This is a genomic window from Blautia sp. AM28-27 (assembly GCF_003480905.1).
Taxonomy (GTDB): Bacteria; Bacillota; Clostridia; order Lachnospirales; family Lachnospiraceae; genus Fusicatenibacter; species Fusicatenibacter saccharivorans.
On sequence record NZ_QUJK01000002.1, the window covers coordinates 130,039 to 153,985 of the forward strand.

24 protein-coding genes are annotated in these 23,947 nt (G+C 48.8%); 15 read left to right on the plus strand and 9 right to left on the minus strand.

Annotation, left to right across the window (positions count from 1 at the left end; translation table 11 throughout):
* Window positions 1-16 precede the first annotated feature (16 nt).
* The gene (gene atpD, locus DW743_RS04805) at window positions 17-1,417 is read left to right on the plus strand and encodes a F0F1 ATP synthase subunit beta (protein WP_022462236.1); all 1,401 of its coding nucleotides are present in this window, start codon (window positions 17-19) and stop codon (window positions 1,415-1,417) included.
* A 14-nt stretch (window positions 1,418-1,431) separates the two neighbouring features.
* Window positions 1,432-1,833: an ATP synthase F1 subunit epsilon gene (gene atpC, locus DW743_RS04810; protein ID WP_022462237.1), complete on the plus strand. Its 402-nt coding sequence runs from the start codon at window positions 1,432-1,434 to the stop codon at window positions 1,831-1,833.
* Between the two features lie 92 nt (window positions 1,834-1,925).
* Here atpC and DW743_RS04815 read toward each other — a convergent pair whose 3' ends face one another.
* From DW743_RS04815 to DW743_RS04850, 8 genes are all read right to left on the minus strand, one after another.
* On the minus strand, window positions 1,926-3,323 hold the full coding sequence (locus tag DW743_RS04815) for a Na+/H+ antiporter NhaC family protein (RefSeq protein WP_117760665.1): 1,398 nt from the start codon (window positions 3,321-3,323) through the stop codon (window positions 1,926-1,928).
* 63 nt (window positions 3,324-3,386) lie between these two features.
* Window positions 3,387-4,265 carry an N-carbamoylputrescine amidase gene (aguB, locus tag DW743_RS04820; RefSeq protein WP_117760667.1) on the minus strand — a complete coding sequence of 293 codons (879 nt, stop codon included), beginning with the start codon at window positions 4,263-4,265 and terminating at the stop codon, window positions 3,387-3,389.
* Window positions 4,262-5,392, minus strand: a complete 1,131-nt coding sequence (gene aguA / locus DW743_RS04825; protein ID WP_117760669.1) for an agmatine deiminase — start codon at window positions 5,390-5,392, stop codon at window positions 4,262-4,264. The genes aguB and aguA overlap by 4 nt, the downstream gene beginning before the upstream one ends.
* Complete coding sequence (nspC, locus tag DW743_RS04830; RefSeq protein ID WP_117760671.1) at window positions 5,364-6,497, minus strand: carboxynorspermidine decarboxylase; 1,134 nt, start codon at window positions 6,495-6,497, stop codon at window positions 5,364-5,366. The genes aguA and nspC overlap by 29 nt, the downstream gene beginning before the upstream one ends.
* A gap of 4 nt (window positions 6,498-6,501) precedes the next feature.
* Window positions 6,502-7,761, minus strand: coding sequence for a saccharopine dehydrogenase family protein (locus DW743_RS04835; RefSeq protein WP_022462242.1), 1,260 nt, complete (start codon window positions 7,759-7,761; stop codon window positions 6,502-6,504).
* A gap of 470 nt (window positions 7,762-8,231) precedes the next feature.
* Window positions 8,232-8,762 (minus strand): GNAT family N-acetyltransferase, encoded by a 531-nt coding sequence (locus tag DW743_RS04840; RefSeq protein WP_022462243.1) that lies wholly within the window; start codon window positions 8,760-8,762, stop codon window positions 8,232-8,234.
* Between the two features lie 2 nt (window positions 8,763-8,764).
* A complete protein-coding gene (locus DW743_RS04845) occupies window positions 8,765-9,283 on the minus strand; it encodes a peptidylprolyl isomerase (RefSeq protein ID WP_055227969.1) in 519 nt (172 codons plus the stop codon).
* A gap of 149 nt (window positions 9,284-9,432) precedes the next feature.
* Window positions 9,433-10,641, minus strand: a complete 1,209-nt coding sequence (locus DW743_RS04850) for an aspartate kinase (RefSeq protein ID WP_117760673.1) — start codon at window positions 10,639-10,641, stop codon at window positions 9,433-9,435.
* A 245-nt stretch (window positions 10,642-10,886) separates the two neighbouring features.
* Here DW743_RS04850 and tsaE point away from each other — a divergent pair, with 245 nt between their 5' ends.
* The 5 genes from tsaE to DW743_RS04875 all read left to right on the plus strand — a co-directional run bounded on the left by tsaE (window position 10,887) and on the right by DW743_RS04875 (window position 14,085).
* Window positions 10,887-11,306, plus strand: coding sequence for a tRNA (adenosine(37)-N6)-threonylcarbamoyltransferase complex ATPase subunit type 1 TsaE (gene tsaE / locus DW743_RS04855; RefSeq protein ID WP_022462246.1), 420 nt, complete (start codon window positions 10,887-10,889; stop codon window positions 11,304-11,306).
* Between the two features lie 118 nt (window positions 11,307-11,424).
* On the plus strand, window positions 11,425-12,177 hold the full coding sequence (gene tsaB, locus DW743_RS04860; RefSeq protein ID WP_117509348.1) for a tRNA (adenosine(37)-N6)-threonylcarbamoyltransferase complex dimerization subunit type 1 TsaB: 753 nt from the start codon (window positions 11,425-11,427) through the stop codon (window positions 12,175-12,177).
* Window positions 12,174-12,629 carry a ribosomal protein S18-alanine N-acetyltransferase gene (gene rimI / locus DW743_RS04865; RefSeq protein WP_179965869.1) on the plus strand — a complete coding sequence of 152 codons (456 nt, stop codon included), beginning with the start codon at window positions 12,174-12,176 and terminating at the stop codon, window positions 12,627-12,629. The genes tsaB and rimI overlap by 4 nt, the downstream gene beginning before the upstream one ends.
* Window positions 12,630-12,797: 168 nt before the next feature.
* The gene (locus tag DW743_RS04870; protein WP_022462249.1) at window positions 12,798-13,040 is read left to right on the plus strand and encodes a hypothetical protein; all 243 of its coding nucleotides are present in this window, start codon (window positions 12,798-12,800) and stop codon (window positions 13,038-13,040) included.
* 46 nt (window positions 13,041-13,086) lie between these two features.
* Window positions 13,087-14,085, plus strand: a complete 999-nt coding sequence (locus DW743_RS04875) for an alpha/beta fold hydrolase (RefSeq protein WP_117509347.1) — start codon at window positions 13,087-13,089, stop codon at window positions 14,083-14,085.
* Between the two features lie 72 nt (window positions 14,086-14,157).
* Here DW743_RS04875 and DW743_RS04880 read toward each other — a convergent pair whose 3' ends face one another.
* Entirely contained in the window at window positions 14,158-15,246 is a 1,089-nt protein-coding gene (locus DW743_RS04880; protein WP_117760675.1) for an MFS transporter, read from the minus strand.
* 356 nt (window positions 15,247-15,602) lie between these two features.
* On the opposite strand from DW743_RS04880, the gene DW743_RS04885 reads away from it, so the two are divergent.
* The 8 genes from DW743_RS04885 to DW743_RS04925 all read left to right on the plus strand — a co-directional run bounded on the left by DW743_RS04885 (window position 15,603) and on the right by DW743_RS04925 (window position 23,784).
* Entirely contained in the window at window positions 15,603-16,739 is a 1,137-nt protein-coding gene (locus DW743_RS04885; protein WP_238061242.1) for an aldo/keto reductase, read from the plus strand.
* Window positions 16,740-17,129: 390 nt separating this feature from the next.
* Window positions 17,130-18,086 (plus strand): substrate-binding domain-containing protein, encoded by a 957-nt coding sequence (locus DW743_RS04895; RefSeq protein WP_117760677.1) that lies wholly within the window; start codon window positions 17,130-17,132, stop codon window positions 18,084-18,086.
* A gap of 189 nt (window positions 18,087-18,275) precedes the next feature.
* A complete protein-coding gene (gene pstC / locus DW743_RS04900) occupies window positions 18,276-19,130 on the plus strand; it encodes a phosphate ABC transporter permease subunit PstC (protein ID WP_022462254.1) in 855 nt (284 codons plus the stop codon).
* Window positions 19,120-20,022: a phosphate ABC transporter permease PstA gene (pstA, locus tag DW743_RS04905; protein WP_330378100.1), complete on the plus strand. Its 903-nt coding sequence runs from the start codon at window positions 19,120-19,122 to the stop codon at window positions 20,020-20,022. Before pstC ends, pstA begins: the two co-directional genes overlap by 11 nt.
* A 20-nt stretch (window positions 20,023-20,042) precedes the next feature.
* A complete protein-coding gene (pstB, locus tag DW743_RS04910) occupies window positions 20,043-20,795 on the plus strand; it encodes a phosphate ABC transporter ATP-binding protein PstB (RefSeq protein ID WP_022462256.1) in 753 nt (250 codons plus the stop codon).
* A gap of 1 nt (window position 20,796) precedes the next feature.
* Entirely contained in the window at window positions 20,797-21,441 is a 645-nt protein-coding gene (phoU, locus tag DW743_RS04915; protein WP_022462257.1) for a phosphate signaling complex protein PhoU, read from the plus strand.
* Between the two features lie 3 nt (window positions 21,442-21,444).
* A complete protein-coding gene (locus DW743_RS04920; protein WP_022462258.1) occupies window positions 21,445-22,116 on the plus strand; it encodes a winged helix-turn-helix domain-containing protein in 672 nt (223 codons plus the stop codon).
* A 9-nt stretch (window positions 22,117-22,125) separates the two neighbouring features.
* Window positions 22,126-23,784, plus strand: coding sequence for a sensor histidine kinase (locus DW743_RS04925; RefSeq protein WP_117760681.1), 1,659 nt, complete (start codon window positions 22,126-22,128; stop codon window positions 23,782-23,784).
* Window positions 23,785-23,947 lie beyond the last annotated feature (163 nt).

Below are 23,947 nucleotides of genomic sequence, written 5' to 3' on the forward strand. Positions count from 1 at the left end.
GAGGAGAAGTCGTTAAATGAGTGAAAAACACATTGGCGAGGTTGTGCAGGTAACGGGTCCTGTTCTAGACATCCGTTTTCCGGAAGGAGAGCTGCCGGCACTTCTGAATGCCATCGAGATAGACAACCACGGCGAGAAGCTGGTTGTGGAAGTGGCGCAGCAGACGGGCGACAACATGGTCCGCTGCATTGCCATGAAGTCCACAGACGGACTTGTCCGCGGAACAAAAGCAGTTGACACGGGCGGCCCGATCGCCGTTCCGGTCGGAGAGGAGTGCTTAGGCCGCGTGTTCAACCTGCTCGGTGAGACCGTAGACAATAAGCCGGCACCGGAAACAGCAGAAAAATGGCCGATCCACCGCGATCCGCCGTCCTATGAGGAACAGGTTCCGGCAACGGAGATCCTCGAAACCGGAATCAAGGTCGTTGACCTGATCTGCCCGTATGCCAAGGGCGGAAAAATCGGTCTGTTCGGTGGTGCCGGCGTTGGAAAAACAGTCCTTATCATGGAGCTGATCCACAACGTGGCAACGGCACACGGCGGACTTTCCGTTTTCACCGGTGTCGGAGAGCGTACCCGTGAAGGAAATGACCTTTACAACGAGATGAAAGAGAGCGGTGTTATCGACAAAACAGCACTGGTCTATGGACAGATGAACGAGCCGCCGGGAGCGCGTATGCGTGTCGGACTTTCCGGCCTTACCATGGCAGAATATTTCCGTGATGTGAAAAATCAGGATGTGCTGCTGTTCATCGATAATATTTTCCGATTTACGCAGGCAGGTTCCGAGGTTTCGGCTCTGCTTGGCCGTATGCCGTCCGCAGTAGGATACCAGCCGACGCTGGCAACCGAGATGGGCGCACTGCAGGAGCGTATTACTTCCACAAGAAAGGGATCCATCACATCGGTACAGGCTGTTTACGTGCCGGCCGATGACCTGACCGACCCGGCTCCGGCAACAACGTTTACCCATCTGGATGCCACGACGGTACTTTCCCGTGAAATCTCCAGCCAGGGTATTTACCCGGCTGTTGATCCGCTCGATTCTACCAGCCGTATCCTGACACCGGAAATCGTAGGCCATGAGCACTATGAGGTAGCACGTGCCGTACAGCAGGTGCTGCAGAGATACAAAGAGCTGCAGGATATCATCGCCATCATGGGTATGGATGAACTGTCCGAGGAGGATAAGCTGACGGTCAGCCGTGCCCGTAAGGTACAGCGTTTCCTGTCCCAGAGCTTCTCGGTAGCGGAGCAGTTTACCGGTATGGAAGGAAAATATGTGCCGTTAAAAGAAACTCTGCGCGGATTCCGCATGATCCTTGACGGCGAGTGCGACGATCTTCCGGAGAGCTGCTTCCTGTTTGCAGGTACCATCGACGAGGTATTTGAAAAAGCAAAAGCACTGAATCAGTAAAGGAGGAATGACGTATGAGTACATTTCCTTTACGTGTCGGCACGCCGGACGGACTTCTCTATGAGGGTGACGTAGCGCGAGTTGTCTGCAGAACCATCAGCGGCGACCTGGCAATTCTGCCTGGGCACTGCAATTACTGCACTGCACTTGGTATGGGCGAGGCGCATATTGTGCTGGAGGACGGAACGAGAAGAAATGCCGCCTGCATCGGCGGAATGCTTTCCATGATGAATGGGGTCTGCCGTGTCCTGGCAACAACCTGGGAGTGGGAAGAGGATATTGATGCAGAGCGCGCCGAGGCTGCCAAACACAGGGCCGAGCAGGCGCTGGCAAACGGCGGTCTGACAGACAAAGAATACCGTATTGCCGAAGCCAAGCTGCAGCGTGCGCTGGTGCGGCTGAGTGTAAAAGAATAAAAAACAAAAAGCCTTCGACGAATTCAGAAAAATCCTATCGTCGGAGGCTTTTTTAATTTACAGGAAACTTCGTTGAAATTTCCTGTGTGTCTTTAAAGAGCAAAAATTCCGCAGATTAAGAATCCCGATACGGCGAGAGCAGCACTGATCAGGACGTAAGGAAACTGCGACACGGCATGTGACATATTGTCAATCTCGCAGGTCGCGGAGGAAAGAACCGTTGCGTCGGAATAGAAGCATGCATGGCTTCCGAAAACACCGCCGGATACGACAGCGCCAAGCGCCAGAAGTACATTAGCATCAAGGGCGATGGCAAGCGGAACAACGATGGAAACGGCTACGGCCTCAATTCCCCAGAAAGAGCTGGTGACAAAGGTCAGAACTGCAATGACAACAAAAATAATAGCTGCCAGTGTTTTGGCATTCATATACGGAACACACAGGTTGATGACGTATTCCGAGAGTCCCATTTCGCCGCAGGCAGTCTTGATCATAAAGGATGCAAGAAGAATGGCGAGAACCGGAAGAATATCTGCAAAGCCGGCAAAAAACAGTTCCACGTACCGCGTAAAGGTCATTTTCTTCCGCGGAAGATAAAGAATCATACAGGAAGCAAGAGCAAGAATAATCGCCTGCATCATATCCTGTGTGGCTACTGTCACACCGATCAGAATGCCAATAGGGATCAGAAAATCCAGTATATTTCCGGTATTGGTATTTTCGGGCGGGTAATCAACGCTCATTCCGGCCATGGCAAGGTCGACGGAAGGGGCATTGTGCATTTTGGGATGCTCCGGTGTCTGCTCTTTCTTTTCCAGATCGGTATAGGCATCTTTCATTTTTCCGAGCTTTGGCATCAGTTTGCAGGCAAACAGAATGACAACCAGAAGTGCAGCCATGGGATAAAACATATAAGGAAGCACTTTTAAGTAAACACTCATACCGGTGGAAAAGCCCATATTGAGAATGCCCGGTTCCTGAATAAAAACACCGGAATAAAAAACTACCCAGGTGGAAAAGGGAATCAGTGCACAGACAGGTGCACCGGTTGAGTCAATGATATAGGCAAGGGCCTGGCGTGGGACTTTTCGTTTATCACAGACATCCTTCATACAGGTTCCAACGGTCATGATGTTGAGATAATCATCGACAAAAATAATGATTCCGAGAAATACCGACATCATCATGGTGATCCGTTCATTTTTACAGAAACGGCTTAACAGGTTGGAAAAACCAAGTGTTCCTTTTGCCTCGCGGAGCAGGAAAATGAAGCCTCCGAACAGTCCGCAGAGAAGAAGAATATACTGGTTATCTGCGTTGCTGATTTCTGAAAGCAGCAGATCACACCAGGGTTCGATAAAAGCCGCTTTATACATGATGAGATAGGCAACCAGGGTTCCAAAAATCAGAGCTTCGAAGGATTTTTTTGTTTTTAATGCAAAAATCAGCATCGCTGCAGGCGGCAGCAGACATAAAACTCCATATTGCATAGCGGTTCTCCTTTGTAGTTAGAATATGTGATGCAGCGTACCGCTGTAGGAAGCGACGGGGCTTTACTGTTTCGTCATGATACGGTAGGTTTCCGGCCGCCGGTCACGGAAAAGGCCCCAGGAAAAACGTTCTTCACGCAGGCCATCCAGATCGAAGGAAGCATACAGGATTTCCTCGGTATCTCTTCCGGCAGATGCCACGAGTTCACCGGTTGCATCGGCAATAAAGGAAGAACCGTAGAAAGTAAGAGAAGAGGACTGGCCGCCATTTTCTTCACAGGGCATTACGGTTTCAGTACCAATCCGGTTTGCAGCAGCAACCGGAACAAGATTTGCGGCCGCATGTCCCTGCATGACGCGTCGCCAGTGCCCGCTGCTGTCTACATTCAGGATCGGCTCACTTCCGATAGCGGTAGGATAGAGCAGGATTTCAGCACCCTGAACGGCCATGCATCGTGCTGTTTCCGGAAACCACTGATCCCAGCAGATGCCGACGCCGACGGTTCCAAAACGTGTTTCAAAGACTTTGAATCCCGTATCTCCCGGAGTGAAATAGAATTTTTCCTGATAAAAATGATCGTCCGGGATATGGGTCTTGCGGTAAACGCCAAGAATGGATCCGTCTGCATCAATCATGGCAATGGAATTAAACAGGCGCTGAACATCCCTTTCATAAAAGCTGACCGGAATCACGACCCCAAGTTCTCCGGCAACGGCCTGAAAACGCCGGACAGCGGGATTTTCTGTCAAAGGCAGGGCATAATCATAATAATCGTATCGCTTTTCCTGACAAAAATACGGTCTTTCAAATAATTCAGGAAGAAGGATGAGATTGGCGCCGTTGGAAGCGGCTTCACGGACCATGGTCTCTGCTTTGTCTATATTTTCCTGTACCTGGCTGCAGCATGAAAACTGCAGTGCGGCAATTTTTATATTTCTCATAATCTGTTTCCTCTTTTCTTTGCCGGAATCTGCTGGGTAATACAGTGAATGTTGCCTCCGCCGGTCAGAATGACGCGTGCATCGACAGGGAGGATCCGTCGATCCGGAAAGCATTTTCCGAGAATTTCTGCAGCCACGGTATCGTTTTCATCGCCGAAACGGGGAAGAAGGACACAGTGATTGGCAAGATAAAAATTGATATAGCTGGCGGCAAGGCGTTCCCCGGCTTCCCGCTGGTCTTCGCCAGCTTCAAAATCATAGCCGAGAAGATCTTCTTCTGTAATACAGATGGGATGCTTTGGAATGGGCAGCTTGTGAATTACAAAGCTTCGTCCCTTCGCGTCAACGGTATGGGAGAGAAGATCAAAAGCGGCCCTGCTTCTGGCATACTGAGGATCGTTTTCGTCATCTGTCCAGGCAAGAAGTACTTCTCCTGGCTTTACAAAGCAGCACATATTATCGATATGGCCGTTGGTTTCATCGTTGTAAATACCAAAAGGCAGCCAGATGATTTTCTCGACCGAAAGATACTGACGCAGCTTTTCTTCAATTTCCGCTCTTGTAAGAGAAGGATTGCGCCCCGGACTCAGCAGACATTCTTCGGTCGTAAGCAGGGTTCCTTCCCCGTCAACATGGATGGAGCCGCCTTCCAGAACAAAGGGGCGGGCATTATAGAAGGAATCTCCGAGAAAACTGCAGATTCGTTCCGGAACCTCACGGTCATGTTCAAAGTGGGAGTACAGACCGTCATACTGGCCGCCCCAGGCGTTGAATTCCCATTGAATGCCTCTTCGCCCGCCCTGATCGTTGACCACAAACGTAGCGCCGGTATCTCTTGCCCAGGCATCCTCTGTTTGGGCTTCGATCAGATGAATCCGGTCGGAGGAAAGCAGTTCCTGTGCCGATGCTTTATCCTGTGGCCGGACGAAAAGATAAACCTGCTCATAAGCGGCAATTGCTTCTGCAATTTCTGCAAATGCAGCTCTTGCCGCTTTTGCCCCGTAATTCCAGGAACCGGGGCGCCACGGCCAGATCATCAGCGTGCCTTCGTGGGGCTCAAATTCGCCCGGCATGTAAAAGCCATCGGCTTTTGGGGTTCTAAGACAATCGGTTTTTGAAATCTTCATATCCAAACTCCTTTATGATTCGGCAGTTTCCAGCTTTGTCCATCACCGCGATGGAAGGGAGTGGGATTCCGTTAAAGGTATTGGTTTTTACCATCGAATAAATCGCCATATCTTCAAAATACAGTCTGTCACCGATCTGGATTTGGGAATCGAAGGAATATTCGCCGATTACGTCGCCCGCCAGGCAGGTATTGCAGGAAAGGCGGTAGGTATAAGGCTTTTCCCCGGGCAGTCCGCTGTCTTTGAGCGGAGGGCGGTACGGCATCTCAAGCACATCCGGCATATGGCAGGCGGCGGAAGTGTCAAGAATTAAAATTTTTCCGTTATTTTCGACAATATCGAGAACTTCTGTGACATTGTAGCCCGCGTTTAAGGCAACTGCTTCCCCGGGCTCCAGGTAAATCTGAAGACCATATGTTTCTTTCATATGGTTGATACAGGAAATCAGGCGTTCGATATCGTAATCATCACGGGTGATATGATGTCCGCCTCCCATGTTAAGCCAGTTCATTTTAAAAAGCCACTTGCCGAATTTTTCTTCCACGGCACGCAGCGTGGTTTCCAGATCATCCGAATTCTGTTCACAGAGGGTATGAAAATGAAGACCATCCACAAGATCAGCCAGTTCGTCTGTAAAATCGCAGGCGCGGATGCCCATGCGGGAGCCGGGCGCACAGGGATCATAAATCGCATGGCCTTCCTGCGTGGAGCATTCCGGGTTGATGCGAAGTCCGGCTTTTGCGGTTCCGGAAGCCTCAAGTACGGGGAGGTACGTTCGGAGCTGCTTTTCTGAATTGAAAATAATATGATCGCAGATCTGTGCGAGCTCTTCCATATCCTGCGGGCGGTAGGCCGGAGAATACACATGATTCTCCAGCCCCATTTCTTCCTTTCCAAGCCGCGCCTCATAGAGTCCGCTGGCAGTTGTTCCGCTGATATATTTTCCGATCAGCGGATATTCCGAAAAGCAGGAAAAGCATTTTTGAGCCAGCAGAATTTTTGCACCGGTGCGTTCTTCTACCTGGTGCAGGAGCTTTAAGTTTTCTTCCAGTTTGCCTTCATCAATGACAAAACAGGGAGTTGGCAGTTCGTTTATCTTATACATAGGCTTAATCTACTAAAACAGGATTTTCTACGACCTTCCACGGAAGACCCCACTTGTTGAGTGCTTCCATATACGGATCCGGATCGAATTCATCTGTGGTGTAGACACCCGGCTTGTTCCAGAGGCCGTTCACGACCATCATGGTTCCGATCATAGCCGGAACGCCGGTGGTGTAGGAAATCGCCTGAGACTCTACTTCCCGGTAGCATTCCTGGTGGTCACAGACGTTGTAAATGTAAATGCTTCTTTCTTTTCCGTCCTTGATACCGGTAAAAATACAGCCGATATTGGTTTTACCCACGGTGCGCGGGCCAAGAGTGGAAGGATCCGGGAGAAGCTCTTTTAAAAACTGGATCGGTACGATCTGCTGTCCATTGAAGGTAATCGGAGTGGTCGAGAGAAGTCCTACATTTTCCAGACATTTCATATGGGTCAGATAGCTCTGGCCGAAGGTCATGAAAAAGCGGATTCTTTTTACGCCCGGGATGTTTTTGGCAAGAGCCTCAATTTCTTCATGGTGAAGAAGGTACATATCCTTCTCGCCTACCTCATCGAAGTTATATTCCCGTTTGATCGACATTGGCGGAATTTCCACCCAGTGGCCGTTTTCCCAGTAAGAACCGGGAGCGGATACCTCGCGGAGGTTGATTTCCGGATTGAAGTTGGTTGCAAACGGATATCCATGATCGCCGCCGTTGCAGTCCAGAATATCAATCGTGTGAATTTCATCGAAATAGTGTTTCTGTGCATAGGCTGCAAAAACGCTGGTGACACCAGGGTCAAAGCCGGTTCCGAGAAGACCGGTGATGCCGGCTTCCTTGAAACGGTCCATATAGGCCCACTGCCAGGAGTAATCAAAGTAAGCAGAAAAGCCAAGCTCTTCGCATCTCTTTTCGTAGATCGCACGCCATGCCGGATCATCCGTGTTTTCTGCTTCGTAGTTTGCAGTATCAATGTAAGGAACCTTACATGCAAGGCAGGCATCCATAATGGTAAGATCCTGATAAGGAAGAGCCAGATTTAATACGGCATCCGGCTGATACTGTTTGATTAAGGCGATTAATTCTTCTGTACAGTCGGCATCCACCTTTGCTGTTGTGATAATGGTTTTTGTGGTCGGAGCCAGCTTTTCTTTTAAAGCATCGCACTTGGAAAGGGTGCGGCTTGCAATCATAATTTCAGAAAATACTTCGCTGTTCTGGCAGCATTTGTGAATGGCTACGGATGCAACACCGCCGCATCCGATGATCATAACTTTTGACATTGTTTGGTTCTCCTTTTTCAGAAAATGGTGTTGGGTTCATCTTTGGCTATAAGCACGAAAAAAAGACAGATGACGTGCATCATCTGTCTAAAAATCGAAATTTATACATGATCGTATTGTGCAAACTTCAGGGGATGGACAAAAATCCAGGCTTCTCCCTGTTTTCCTATGCAGAAATATATAGTCACGTACTCTTATTGACCGTTTCATAAGATGATGTGCTCGTCGTAGAGCATCGATTATAAAGTAATCAACTCATAAAATTTGCGCTTTTAACGCAATCAATAATGTGGCTCTTAACCACGCTCGGCAACTACCCCTGCCTGTCCGTCGGTTTTTTACCAGGGGCATATATTTTGCATAAGAACAGAATTGTTCGCTTGCAGTTCCAAATTATAAAGTGAAATGACATGGATGTCAAGAAAAATTTGTGAAACTATTCAGAGCTATGCGAAATGGAAGATTAAAAATCACAGGGTGATCCAGTAACGCTCCAGTGTTTTGTTTTCATCGGCACGATAAGCGGTGCCGTCGAACCGGCCGCCATTTTTCAGGATCGTTCTGCGGCTTCCCTCGTTGGTATCCAGGCAGCAGACCAGAATTTCGGAAAGGCCGAGGCTTTTGCAGTACGGCTGCACATTTTTCAGCATCCAGGAGGCATAGCCTTTTCTGCGTTCCGACGGGCGGACGGAGTAGCCGATATGGCCGCCAAAGGTGCGCAGAAAATCGTTCAGGTAGTGGCGCACCTGAATCATGCCGACAAGGCGGTTGTCTGATTTGCGGATGCACAGAAACTGTGTTGCGAGAACCATGCCCTCCGGCAGAGTCTCCTCTCTGGTATACCGCATGGTATCTTCAAGATACGCCTTCATATCATCAAACCGGCGAAGCGGTCCGCAGCCGTCCATGGAATCGCTGTTTTCCAGAAAATCGTTCCGGTAGGCGGCGAGCTCGGCGAAGTATTCCTCCGACGGTTCAACTAACATCAGTTCATCGTTCATCCTTAGCATTTCTCCGGTTCCGGATACTCGACGCCGAAGGTCTCAACGGTAACGGTAGCCATTCTCTGCGGCTGCAGCGGTTTGTCGCTGTAGTCGGTGTTGACAGATGCGATTTTATCTACGACTTCCAGGCCTTCTGTTACTTTTCCGAAAGCAGCGTATGCGCCGTCCAGATGCGGAGCAGCTTTGTGCATGATGAAGAACTGGCTTCCTGCGCTGTCCGGGAACATGGTACGTGCCATGGAGAGAACGCCTGGGGTGTGTGCGAGGTTGTTCTCAAATCCGTTCTGGGAGAACTCACCCTTGATGCAGTAATCCGGGCCGCCGGCGCCTGTGCCTGCCGGATCTCCGCCCTGGATCATGAATCCCGGGATGACGCGGTGGAAGATCAGGCCGTCATAGAAGCCTTTTTTTACCAGACTGATGAAGTTGTTTACGGTGTTCGGGGCGATTTCCGGGTAAAGCTCTGCTTTCATCACATCGCCGTTTTCCATAGTAATTGTAACGATTGGGTTAGACATCATTGTTTTCCTCCTGATTTTTAAACGATTTTTTGATAAGACGTAAGCAGCCATTTTTCGAAGAAAATGAGCGGATTACGAATGTTTTTGATGATTGCCGGAGTGCAAAGCACGTAGCAATCTGGTATCAAAGGGGTCCCCCCTTTTTTTCAGACACGCTCCAGGAATGTCTCATGGATCGCACGCATTGCCTGATCTGCGTATGCTTCGTCGATCAGGGCAGTGATGCGGATTTCTGAGGTGGTAACCATCTCGGTATTGATTCCTGCATTGGCGAGCGCGCCGAACATTTTGGCAGCCACGCCCGAATGGGAGCGGACACCGGCTCCGATGACGGAAATCTTTGCCACGTTCTCATCATAATCCAGCTTTTTGATGCCGAGCAAATCCTTGTTGTCGTTCAGCACATCGATCGTGCGCAGCATATCCGGCTTTGCAACGGTAAAGGAAACGGACTTTGTGCCGTCCTTTCCGAGTGACTGGATCATGACATCGATGTTCAGATTGTTCCGATCCAGTAAATTTAAGAGGCGGAACGTGCTCTCCGGATCGTTGCCAAGGCCTGCAACACGGATTTTTGCCACATTTTTGTCGGCAGCCACGCCGCTGATTAACATTTTTTCCATTTTGGTTTTCTCCCTTACCATCGTTCCGGAATTCCGGTTCAGACTGGAGCAGACCAGAAGTTCCACGCCGTATTTTTTTGCGATTTCCACGCATCTGCTGTGAAGGACTTTTGCGCCGAGCGAAGCCATCTCCAGCATTTCATCGTAAGTTACCTCTTCCATTTTGCGCGCATTCGGTACAATCCGCGGATCTGCGGTGTAGACGCCGTCTACATCCGTGTAGATTTCACAGACATCCGCGTGCAGCTCTGCAGCGAGGGCAACCGCAGTCGTATCGGAGCCGCCGCGTCCGAGCGTTGTGATATCATCGTATTTGTTGATCCCCTGAAAGCCGGTGACAATGACAATTTTGTTGTCATCCAGCTCTTTACGGATGCGCTCGGTGTCGATCCGTTTGAAGCGCGCGTTCTGATAATCGGAGGTCGTGTGCATCGGTACCTGCCAGGCATTTAAAGAAACAGCACTGACGCCCATCTGAATCATGGTTATGGCCATCAGGGAAACGGAAACCTGTTCACCGGTGGCAAGAAGCATATCCATCTCGCGGCGGGACGGTTTTTCCGTAATCTGTTTTGCGGTTGCAATCAGTCCGTCCGTCGTTTTTCCCATCGCGGAGAGAACGACAACGACCTGGCTTCCGGCCTGCTGTTTTTCGATGCAGCGCTGTGCTACATTGCGGATGTGCGCAAGATCTGCGACGGAGCTTCCGCCAAATTTCATTACAGTCAGCATAACAGTTTTGATCTCTTTCCTTTTTGATTTACGCGGACAAAAGCGCAGAGCGTGTTTTACCGCGTTTTCCGGGCCGAAAAAACAGGAGTGGGACGTTTTTGGGCCGCGAAACTCTGATACATAGTATAGCGAAAACAGATAGAAAAAGCAAGGAAAAGCACAAGGAAAAGCGGTTTCGTTCTGCGGTTGTATTACCTTTTTGTTTGTGTTAAAATGATAGGCAGAAAAAGAGGAGAAGAAAGCATATGATCATAGAAACAAATTCTGCGTCGGAGACGCTTGCCCTTGGCGAAAAGCTGGGAAAAGCGGCGAAGCCTGGCCAGATTTATACATTAAACGGAGACCTTGGTGTTGGAAAAACCGTTCTGACGCAAGGCTTTGCAAAAGGACTTGGCATCACAGAGGCAGTCAACAGTCCCACATTTACCATTATTCAGGAATATACGGAAGGACGTCTGCCATTTTATCATTTCGATGTTTACCGGATCGGTGATATAGAAGAAATGGAAGAAATCGGATACGATGATTATTTTTTCGGTGAGGGTGTCTGCCTGATCGAATGGGCAGAACTGATTGAAGAGCTGATCCCGGAGGGTGCGATTTCGATTACGATAGAAAAAGACCTCGAAAAAGGGTTTGATTACCGGAAAATTACGGTGGAATAAAAGAAAAAAATCCTGAATGTGGTGGAAAAACAAAAGGAAATCGTAAAGATTCCTGTTTCCGGCAGACTGCCAAAATGAGTTGCACAGGAAGGAAATATCGGAAAGGAAACAAAAAATTATGAAAATACTTGCACTGGACAGCTCCGGCCTGGTGGCTTCGGTGGCTGTTGTTGAAAATGACACACTGCTTGCGGAATACACCGTAAATTATAAAAAAACACATTCCCAGACTCTGCTTCCGATGCTGGATGAAATCTCGAACATGACAGAGCTGGATCTTTCGACGATCGATGCGATTGCAGTTGCTGGAGGTCCGGGCTCGTTTACCGGTCTTCGCATCGGTTCTGCAACAGCCAAGGGACTTGGTCTGGCACTTGAAAAACCACTGATTTCCATTCCAACGACGGCGGCAATCGCGTACAATATCTGGGATACTGACAAATTTGTCTGCCCGATCATGGATGCGAGAAGAAACCAGGTCTATACCGGAGTTTACTGCTACACGGATCATCGTCTCGATACGGTCTGGGAACAGGATACGATGAGCATTGAGGCACTAGCGGAGGGCCTGAACTGCCTCGACCACGAAGTGATTTTCCTCGGGGACGGCGTTGCGGTTTACCGGGAAAAATTAGAGGCACTGCTGACGATTCCGTTTTCCTTTGCACCGGCACACGTCAACCGCCAGAGAGCGGCAGCCGTCGGAGCACTGGCTGAGGTTTATTACAAAGAAGGTAAGATTCAGACGGCAGAAGAGCACGAGCCGGAATACCTGAGAAAATCGCAGGCGGAGCGTGAAAGAGCGGAGCGGGAATCTGTGAAGCATGCCGATGTGGTGAAAAAACAGGAGAACGGAGAAAAAAGCGAATGATCACAATCCGTGAAATGCAGATCGATGATCTGGAGCAGGTGATGCCGATTGAGGAGGCCAACTTTTCGATTCCGTGGACAGAAACCGGATTTTTTACATTTCTGATCCGTGACGACGCACTGTTTCTTGTAGCAGAGGAGGACGGTGAAATTTTAGGATATCTCGGAATCCTGATTTCCTTTGATGAAAGTGAGATCACAAATGTCTGCGTGGCAGAAAAAGCGAGAAGACGCGGCATCGGCCGTGCACTGATGGAAGAACTGTTCCGTCGGATGCAGGAGAGAAAGGTGCGCGTCATTCATCTGGATGTGCGCATCGGCAATACGCCGGCGCGGAATCTGTATGAGAGTCTTGGCTTTGTGCAGGACGGCCTCAGGAAGGGGTACTACGATCTTCCAAAGGAGGATGCGGTGCTGATGAGCCGGACGGATGAATCGGTTCCGAAGAGGTAGAGAGAAATCGTTATTGTATACGCATTTAACGCACAGGACTTTCCTTTCATTCCCAGTAGGAATGGCGGGAAAGATGTGTTACAATCGACAGGACACAGGAGAATCTGATTTCTGTTTTGTGTCAGGAACGAAGAAAGAAACGTTTTTTGATACACGGGAGGAAGAAAAATGCGGAAATACAACAAAAACACAAATGAGCTGGAAGCGGCGGTGTGTAACTGCTGCGGAAAAAGCATGAAAATACAGAATGGAATGCTGCTGGAGGGGATCTGCTCGGTCGACACGACGTGGGGGTACTTTTCCGGGAAAGACCTGGAAAAGCATGAGTTTGATCTGTGCGAGGAGTGCTACGATCGGATTACATTGTCGTTTGCGGTTCCGCCGGAAATTTCGGAGGACACGGAGGTTTAGAATTTCGGGCAGTTCGGCATCGTTCTGGAAGAAAGGGGAAGGTGCAATGCAAAGAGGTTTTACGATTCAGTCGAAGGTGGATGGACTGATGCTTGACGGGCTTGTGGTGGAGCCGGAGGAGGGCGTACAGCGGACGGCGCTTCTGCAGCTCAGCCATGGAATGAGCGAATACAAGGAGCGGTATCTGCCGTTTATGGAGTTTATGGCGGAACACGGTATAGTGTGTGTGATTCATGATCACCGCGGGCACGGAAAGAGTGTGAAGTCGGAGCAGGACCTCGGATTTATGTACGGCGCAGGCGGCGCAGGACTTGTGGAGGATCTGTTTCTTGTCACGAAGTGGGCAAAGAAGGAGTACCCGGATCTTCCGTTTGTTCTGATGGGACACAGTATGGGATCCCTGGTTGTGCGCGCATACGCGAAGGAACACGACCAGGAGCTGGATGCGCTGATTGTGTGCGGTTCGCCGAGCAAAAATTATCTGCGGCCGCTGGGGGCGGCTGTAGGACACGCGGAAGCGGCGGTGCTCGGGGATGGGCATCGGAGCAATCTTCTGGAGGCGATGTCGTTTGGATCGTTTGCGGCGCGGTTTGCGGATGAGAAGAGCCGGTTCGCCTGGTGCTGTTCGGACCCGGAGGTGGTGCGGGAGTATGAAGAAAATCCGCTCTGTGGCTTTACGTTTTCGGATGATGCTTTTTTTGCGCTGAATGATCTGCTGAAGGAGACGTATGGATTTCATGGATGGCATTGCACAAACCGGAAGCTGCCGGTGCTGTTTTTGTCCGGCGGGGATGATCCGTGTTATGTGAATGTGCGGCGCTTTAAAAAATCCATCGACCATATGCGGCTGATCGGGTACCGCAATGTCAGAGGAAAGCTGTATCCGGGAATGCGGCATGAAATACTGAACGAGAAAGAGAAGTACCGCGTATATGGCGATGTCTGGAAGTGGTTGAAGAAAGAAAAAGTGGTGGAGAATGTGGAGGGGGGAAGCACACCTCCGCAGACCCCGGACGGCGTTCCGGCAGGGAGCGGCGGTGTTTGATCATTTTTTGAAAAAAACGCTCATCAGCAAAAAACTGATGAGCGTTTTTCAATGAAAGTAAATTTTTGACGATCACATGATCCATCCAAATACGGTGGAAAGGACGATCATAATCATGGAAAAGACAAACGAGTTCACCGACATCAGCGTCGCCCGCTGCCTGGACGGGATCATGTCATTGAGCAGAATATCGGTCCGGACTTCAAGAAAATCATCGGAAAAGGATCCGATAAATCCGCCGAAGACCATAAGGGCCGGCAGTCCGGTAAAGCTCATAAGAAAGGCGAAAAGTACACCGATCGTGCCAAACAGCAGAATCGCGCGGTAGCGGTATTTGTGAAAGTATGCCGTCATCCGCGATCCCAGTGCCGCGCCGAGTCCCATCACGAAGAGGGCAGGTCCAAGCAGCGCGCTGTTCATGCCGGTGAGTGGCAGCTTCGCCTGTAAAAAGAAGAGAACCAGCGTAGAAATGGCACCGATGAGTGCGTTCACCAGCATAATATTTCTTGCTTTTTTCTCACGGACAAGAAACTGCCAGCTTTCCTGCACAACCGAAACGATTTCCTGTCCAACAGGATAATGAACTGGTGTTGCGTCCGTTTTTACTTCCGCAAGGCGGAATGAAATGCCAAGCGCAATCAGCCCGAAGAAGAGATCAATCGCATACGCGCGCCGGTATCCCAGCCACAGGGCAAGGCCTGCGCAGAGCGTTGCGGTGGAATTGGTGATACGGTACAGCATCATTTCGGTAGAAGAAAAACGGGCATAAAACCATTCGTCCCCGTTCTGCTTCAGACTGTCATACGCAAGTGCCTCCCGTGTGCCGGATGCAAGGTTATAGCTGAGCGCACTGCATCCAAGCGCAAGCGCCGTTGTAGCAAAGCCGGTGGAAAAAATCATCAGCGTACCGGAAATCAGGGAGGCCATCTGACTTGCAATCAGCGTTTTCCGTCGCCCGAAAACATCGGCGACAACGCCGGAGGGGAGTTCAAAGCAGAGGCTCACGATATGGAAAATACTTTCGAGCATCCCGATCTGCAGCAGCGAAAATCCACGGAGTGCGAGCAGTGCAACCCACGAAGCCGCCGCAATCTGAAAATAGCCGACCGTGGTCATAAGATATAAAGTTCGTATTTGTTTTCTGGTATTTTTCTCAGACATAAAAAAATCTCCTTGTCAAAATATAGTAAAATTCTGATGGGGAGATACGTGCATTTTCTGTGTGATTTTAAGAATACAAGATGTGAAGTTTACTTAAAAAAGAGCGCACTATCCCCATAAACAGCTGAAACATCGCCATTTGTGAGGTGAAGAAACTGGTTTTTCCAGATCATAGTGCTACTCCTTTTGTAATCATAATTTTTTATCAGAATACCACCGGAAACGGAAAAAGTCAAAGAAAAATTTTGACGAAAATAAAAAAAACTATTGACTTTCAAGTATACTTTAATGCTACAATTTTCTCAACAATACTGAGGAAACGAAGGTTTTCCGCGGAAAAGAAAGGGGATTTTATCATGAGTGTAGATGTAACAAAAATGCCGAAATTAGGATTTGGCATGATGCGCCTTCCGGAGAAGGACGGAGAACTGGATCTGGAGCAGATCTGTAAAATGGTCGATGCGTACCTTGCCTCCGGAATGAACTATTTTGACACCGCCTATATGTACTGCGGCGGAAAATCGGAGAGCATCGTGAAAAAAGCGCTGGTAGAGCGTCATCCGAGAGAAAGCTTTACTCTGACGACAAAACTCCCGCAGTGGATGATGGACGAGGGCATCGAAGGTCGTGACCGCATTTTCAACGATCAGCTCGCGCGCACCGGAGCAGGCTACTTTGATTATTACCTGTTGCATAGCGTAGAAGACGGCGCAAACTATGACGGCTATGTGAAATACGACTGTTTCAACTGGGCCAAGAAGAAAAAAGAAGAGGGATTGATCAAACACTTTGGTTTCTCCTTCCACGGAACGCCGGAGCTGCTTGACAAGATTCTCTCCGAGCATCCGGAGGTCGAAATTGTCCAGATCCAGATGAACTATGCTGACTGGGACAATCCGCTGATCCAGTCCGGACGTCTGTATGAGGTGCTTCGGAAATACGATATGCCGTTCCTTGTTATGGAGCCGGTAAAGGGCGGTTCCCTTGCATCAGCAGGCAAAGAGATTGAAGCAGAGATGAAACGTGTTCATCCGGATGCATCGATTGCGTCCTGGGCACTCCGCTTTGCGGCTTCCCTCCCGGGTGTTGCAACCGTGCTCTCCGGTATGTCAAACGAGGAACAGATGGAGGATAATATCAAAACCTTCCGAAATTTTGTACCGTTAAACGAGGAAGAAAAAGCAGTGATCGCCAAAGCACAGGAAGCGCTGAAAAAGAGTCCGGCGGTTCCATGTACCGCCTGTCGTTACTGCTGCGACGGATGTCCGATGGGAATCGCGATTCCGGATGTGTTCAAGGCATTGAATACCATCCGCCTGTATGGAGAAGAAGACCGCGCGAAAAATTATTATAAAAAGCTGCTGGAAACATCGGGAAAAGCAGAAGACTGCGTGCAGTGCGGTCAGTGTGAGAGTGTATGCCCGCAGCATCTGCCGATCATTGACCTGTTAAAAGAAGCGTCCGAAAAGCTTGACGTGCCGGTGACGGAATAAGAGGATTGCGAATATCCGCTTTTGCATATGCTTTAGAAAAAGGCTCCCCGGAATACTCTGAAAAAAGAGTATTCCGGGGAGCCTTTTTTTCTATGGGAAATCTTGTTGGAATTTCCTGCGGAGAAAAAGATCCTTTGGGCAGGATTGCACTGCGCGGAAAAAATGTGCCACTTGCGAGAGATGTGACGGAGCGGTTTACGACCGGAAAAATGGAATGTAAAAAAGAAAAAACTCATGTTTTACATAAACTTAACATCTCTGAGATTTTGCATTTTACACGCCGTTGTTATGATGAAACCTGTAAAAACGAAATGTAAAAAACGTCGGGATTGCGATTTTACAAAATAGAAATCACAAAAATCCCGTGTGAAAAGAGGAGAAAAGAATATTATGAAGAGAAAAGTAATTGCAATCACCTTAACCGCAATGATGGCTGCAGGAATGCTTGCAGGATGTGGAAGCAGCGATAGCAGCAGTTCTTCCACAGCAGACACTACAAAAGAGGCTTCTGCAACAGAGGCAGATGGCAGCACAGACGGTGACAGCACCGCAGCAGGCGGAGATTTTTCCGGACAGATCGGCGTGATCTCCCGTGAGGATGGTTCCGGTACCAGAGGTGCATTCATCGAGCTGTTCGGTGTAGAAGAGAAAAACGATGCAGGTGAGAAAGTGGATAATACCACCGTTGATGCACAGATCACCAACAATACTTCCGTTATGATGAGCACAGTGGCAGGTAACCAGCACGCAATCGGTTATATCTCCCTTGGATCCTTAAATGATGAAGTCAAAGCACTGAAAATCGACGGAGCAGAGGCAAGCGCAGAGAACGTAGAAAACGGTTCCTATAAAGTAAGCCGTCCGTTCAACATTGTAACAAAAGACGGTCTTTCCGCAGATGCGCAGGATTTCATGGACTACATCTTAAGCACCGACGGACAGCAGGTTGTTTCAGATGACGGATATATTGCAATCAAAGATACCAAAGCCTACGAAGGAAACTGCAGCGGTGAAAAGGTTGTGGTAGCAGGATCTTCCTCTGTAACACCACTGATGGAAAAATTAAAAGAGGCTTATACAAAAGTAAATTCAAACGCTAACATCGAAGTACAGCAGAGCGATTCCACAACAGGTATCACTTCCGCAAGCGATGGCCTCTGTGACATTGGTATGGCATCCCGTGACTTAAAGGATGAGGAGAAATCCTCAGGGCTTACCGCAACCGTAATCGCAACCGACGGTATTGCTGTCATCGTAAACAAAGAGAACCCGACCGATGGGCTGACCAGTGATCAGGTAAAGAGCATCTATGTTGGCGACACAACCGACTGGGCAGATGTAAAATAAAGAATGTATAAAGCAATGGAAAAAGAAGTAAGGGCGAACAATGGAAAATCGCTCTTACTTCCGTATCCGAAAATGTTCAGAAAAAGAAGCTGTCTTTCGGAACGTGCTTGAAAAAGCAGTTCGTAAGAAAAAAACGAAAGTCTTTTTCAAACACGCTCCGCGAAACAATGAAATGAAAGGATTTATCTTATGAAACTAAGAGAAACGATCATGAAACTTGTATTCCTGATTGCGGCGTGCTGCTCCGTACTGGCTGTTGCACTGATCTGCATTTTCCTGTTCATGAATGGCGTTCCTGCCATTTTTAAAATCGGACCGCTGAAATTTTTGACCGGTACCGTGTGGAAACCGGGAAACAATATTTTCGGTATCCTGCCGATGATTGTCGGCAGTATCTGCGTGACCGGCCTTGCAATCCTGATGGGTGTGCCGGTTGCCATTCTTACTTCGGTGTTTCTTTCCCGTTACTGTCCGAAAAAGTTTTACGGCATCTGCAAATCAGGTATTAACCTGATGGCCGGTATTCCGTCTATCGTATATGGATTTTTCGGACTGGTTGTGATCGTCCCGTTGATGGCACAGCTGACCGGCAAAAACGGAAACACAATGCTGACGGCATCTATTCTTCTGGCCGTTATGATTCTTCCGACCGTGGTCGGTGTAACAGAATCCGCCATTACAAGTGTTCCGGAATCCTACTATGAAGCAAGCCTTGGCCTTGGTGCAACGCATTCCCAGAGCGTTTTCTTTGCAGTTGTTCCGGCGGCAAAATCCGGAATCCTGGCCGGCATCGTTCTTGGCATCGGACGCGCCATCGGAGAGACGATGGCAGTGATTATGATTGCCGGAAACCAGCCTCGTATGCCAAAAGGAATCACAGAAGGCCTTCGTACCATGACAGCCAATATTGTACTGGAGATGGGATATGCATCCGGACTTCACCGGGAAGCGCTGATTGCAACGGGTGTTGTGCTGTTTGTCTTTATCCTGCTGATCAATTTATCGGTGTCTATGCTGAACCGGAGGGTACATTATGGTGATTAAAGGAAATGGAGCTGTAAATACAATGGAAGCTGTAAAAATAAATACAAAAGAAAAAGAAAGAACAAAGGTTACGTATCACAAAAGTGTTTTTTCTTCGGTACTGACCGGAATTACCTGTGGAGCGGCCATTCTTGCACTTGCTATTCTGGTTTTTCTGGTTGGATTTATTCTGATCCACGGTGTGAAAAACCTGACACTGGAGCAGTTTGCATGGACCTATAATACAGAGAATGTTACGATGCTTCCGGCGATCATCAACACTGTTACGATGACAGTACTTTCCCTGCTGCTTGCTGCGCCCCTCGGCATTTTCTCGGCGATTTATCTGGTTGAATATGCCAACAAACGCGGAAAACTGGTTGGCCTGATCCGGATTACGGCAGAGACCCTTTCCGGTATTCCGTCGATCGTTTACGGTTTGTTCGGTATGCTGTTTTTTACGAAAACCCTGAAAATGGGATACTCGATGATGTCCGGTGCCTGTACCCTTGCCATCATGATTCTTCCGCTGATTATGCGAACAGCAGAAGAAGCCTTAAAATCGGTTCCGGATTCCTATCGGGAAGCAAGCTTTGGACTGGGAGCCGGAAAGCTTCGTACGATTTTTAAAATTGTTCTTCCATCTGCCGTACCCGGCATTCTTTCCGGTGTCATTCTTGCGACAGGCCGTGTTGTAGGAGAGACGGCAGCGCTTCTTTTCACAGCAGGAACGATTGCAAAGGTGGCAGGCCTTATGGATTCCGGCCGTACCCTTGCCGTTCATATGTATGCACTTTCCAGTGAAGGCCTTTATATGAATCAGATGTATGCAACCGGCGTCATCCTGATGCTGATTGTCCTTCTGATCAACGGCTGTTCCGGAATGATTGCGAAGAAAATTGCAAAGAAATAAAAGAGAGACGAGGAAAAAACATGAGTAAAATAGATGTATCCAATATGGATCTTTATTACGGAGACTTTCATGCCTTAAAAAATATCAATCTGAGCATTGATGCCAATGAGGTGACGGCTTTTATCGGACCTTCCGGCTGTGGTAAATCGACCCTGTTAAAATCCATCAACAGAATGAACGATCTCGTTCCGGGTTGCCGGATCACCGGTGAAATGCTGTTGGACGGAGAAAACATCTACGGCGGAAAAATGGATGTCAACGGACTCCGAAAACGGGTCGGCATGGTATTCCAGAAACCAAATCCGTTCCCGATGAGCATTTACGACAACATTGCCTATGGCCCCAGAACCCATGGTGTCCGTTCCAAAGCGAAGCTGGATGATATTGTGGAGCAGTCTCTTCGACAGGCGGCAATCTGGGATGAGGTGAAGGACCGTTTGAAGAAAAGCGCACTTGGCATGTCCGGCGGGCAACAGCAGCGTCTTTGCATTGCGCGTGCTCTTGCCGTACAGCCGGAGGTTCTTCTGATGGACGAACCAACCTCAGCACTGGATCCGATTTCTACTTCCAAAATCGAAGATCTTGCGGTAGAATTGAAAAAAGATTATACTATTGTCATGGTAACCCACAATATGCAGCAGGCAGCCAGAATTTCCGACAAAACCGCATTTTTCCTGTTAGGAGAGGTAGTAGAATACGGAGAGACCGAACAGATCTTCTCCATGCCGAAGGATAAACGGACAGAGGATTACATTACAGGGAGGTTTGGCTGATATGAGGGAAAGATTTGAGCAGCAGATGGAAATTCTGCACACGGAGCTGATTGAGCTTGGCGCACTCTGCGAGCAGGCAATCGGACGGACATATGAGGTTCTGCTGGAGGGAAACCAGAGAGCGGCAGAAGAGATTATCAAAAAAGACCAGGTTGTCGATGCGAAAGAACGGGAGATCGAGGATCTCTGCTTCCGCATCATTTTACAGCAGCAGCCGGTAGCACGTGATCTGCGTCAGGTATCTGCGGCATTAAAAATGATTACCGATATGGAGCGGATCGGAGACCAGGCAGCAGATATTGCGGATATCGTAAAAGTAACGAGTCTTGGTGTGCCGGATGCAAGCATCCGTCTGAAGGATATGGCGAAAGCAACAGCTTCTATGGTAACAAAATGCATCGATGCATACGTTAAGCAGGATCTGAAGCTTGCACGGGAGGTTATCGATTTCGATGATATCGTGGATGATCTTTTTGATGAGGTCAAGGATGAAATTCTGCAGGGTATGCGAAAGGGAATTACCACAGATGTCCAGTCTCTGGACTATCTGATGATTGCAAAATATTATGAAAGAATCGGTGACCATGCAACAAACATTGCGGAATGGGTTGTGTACTCCATTAACGGTCACCATAAAGGGGAATAACAGATGATCTACTGCGTGGAAGATGAAAGAAATATACGGGAACTGATCGTATACACACTGGAATCGAGCGGTTTTACCGCAAGAGGCCTGGAAAGCGGAAAAGAGCTGAATGCAGCTATTGCAGAACAGCTTCCGGATCTGATTCTCCTGGATATCATGCTTCCGGGAGAGGATGGTCTTGAAATTCTTTCACGCCTCAAGGCATCGGAAGTAACAAAAGAAATTCCGGTTATTATGGTAACGGCAAAGGGCGCTGAGTATGATAAGGTCATGGGCCTGGACTGCGGAGCCGATGACTATATTACCAAGCCGTTCGGCATGATGGAATTTATCGCAAGGGTACGTGCCGTGCTGCGCCGTGCCGGAAAAGAAGAGAAGGAAAACGATGTGCTGGAGACCGGGGATCTGCAGATCCAGGTGAAACAGCATCAGGTTCTGGCCAAAGGGGAGAAGGTTACCCTGACCTTAAAAGAGTTTGAACTGCTGAAATTTTTAATGGAAAATAAAGGAATTGTCCTTACGAGAGACCGTCTGCTCGGCCATGTCTGGGGCTATGATTTTGACGGAGAAACCCGTACGGTAGACGTTCATGTGCGTACACTCCGCCAGAAGCTGGGCGAATGCGGCGAGCTGATCGAGACGGTCCGCGGCGTGGGATACCGGATAGGAGGCTGAGAAAGTAAGATGCGTAAAAAAGTCTTTCAACATGCGGGAGCGTTGATTATCGCTGCGATTATCCTGACTTTTTTCACCATGAGCTGGGCAATGTACAACAATACGGCGGAGCAGCTTCGTGTTTCGGTGAGAAATGAATGTGAGTATTACAGGTATTTTCTGGACAAGATGGGTGATGACAGTCTGGATAAACCGGCCGGAAAGATTACAGCAAGTCGGGTCACCCTGATTGACACGGACGGAACCGTTCTGTTTGATTCGGTCGAGGATGCGAAGATGATGGGAAATCATTCCGGGCGGCCGGAGGTGATTGAGGCAGAAAAGACAGGGGAAAGCAATATTTCCCGTTATTCCGAAACGCTGCGGAGCAAAACATATTATACGGCACTGCGCCTGGACAATGGAAAAATCATCCGTGTTTCCCTGACAACGGACAGTGTGTTCGGTGTGATGCTGCGGAATATATGGCTTGTGGCTGTGCTGATTGCGGCAGTCCTTGTCGTGGAGCTGCTGATGGTCAGCCATATGACAAAGGCGCTTGTAAAGCCGATCAATGAGATTGATCTGAATCATCCGCTGGACAACAAAGCATATGAGGAATTGAGTCCGCTGCTTGGAAGAATTCATCAGCAGCAGAAGCAGATCCAGCAGCAGATGGAGGAGCTCCGCCATAATCAGGAGGAGTATCTTGCCATCACGGAATATATGAAGGATGGTCTGATCGTGACAAACCAGTCAGTCGTACTTTCCATCAACCGTTCGGCACAGAATCTGTTTGATGTGACGGCAGAGGAATGCATCAACCACAATATCGTGACAGTCAGCCGCAACGAGCAGCTGAAGGAGGCACTGGATCATGCGCTGGAGGGCAGTTCCGAGGAACGGATGCTGGAGATAAATGGAAGAGTCTATCAGCTTCTTGCAAATCCGGTGCGTGTGGACCGTGTTGTATCCGGTGCGGTCATCCTGGTGCTGGATGTGACGGAAAAACAGAAAGCCGAGGTGATGCGCCGTGAGTTTTCAGCCAATGTGTCACATGAGCTGAAAACACCGCTGATGTCGATTTCCGGATATGCGGAGATCATCGAAAATAACATGGTAAAACCGGAGGATATTCCCAAATTTGCGGGCAGAATCCACAGTGAGGCGAGCCGGTTAAGCTCTCTTGTCGAGGATATTATCAAGCTGTCCAGACTGGACGAAAACGACCAGTCAATCCCGATGGAGGAAGTGGATCTGATGCAGACCTGCCGTGATGTCGAGGGACATCTTTCCATACGGGCAAAGGAGCAGCAGGTGAAGATGACACTGAGAGGAGAGAGCTGCCGGATCAAAGGTGCACGACAGGTTCTCTATGAGATGATCTACAATCTCTGCGACAATGCGATCAAGTACAACCGCAAGGACGGTGAAGTTGAAGTGACGGTTTCACGCGGAAGAAACGGACGGGCAGTGGTATCTGTGGCAGATACCGGAATCGGAATTGCAAAGGAAGATCAGGAGCGGATCTTTGAACGGTTCTATCGTGTAGATAAGAGTCATTCCCGTGAAACGGGAGGTACCGGACTTGGACTTTCCATTGTGAAGCATGGAGCGATTCTTCATGATGCGAAGATTAAAATTGAGAGTACACTTGGAACCGGAACAAAGATTATTCTGGAGTTTTAAGTGAAAAACAGATACCGCAAAAGACAGCATGCGGAGGAAGAATCTATGCGGGAGGCCTGGAAAATTCATGATTTCCAAGCCTCCAAAGTGGTTCCGTCCCCACATGCTGTCTTTTGCGGTATGGTTTTGCATCGTTACAAAAATGCAAATTCGTTGTTTTGAA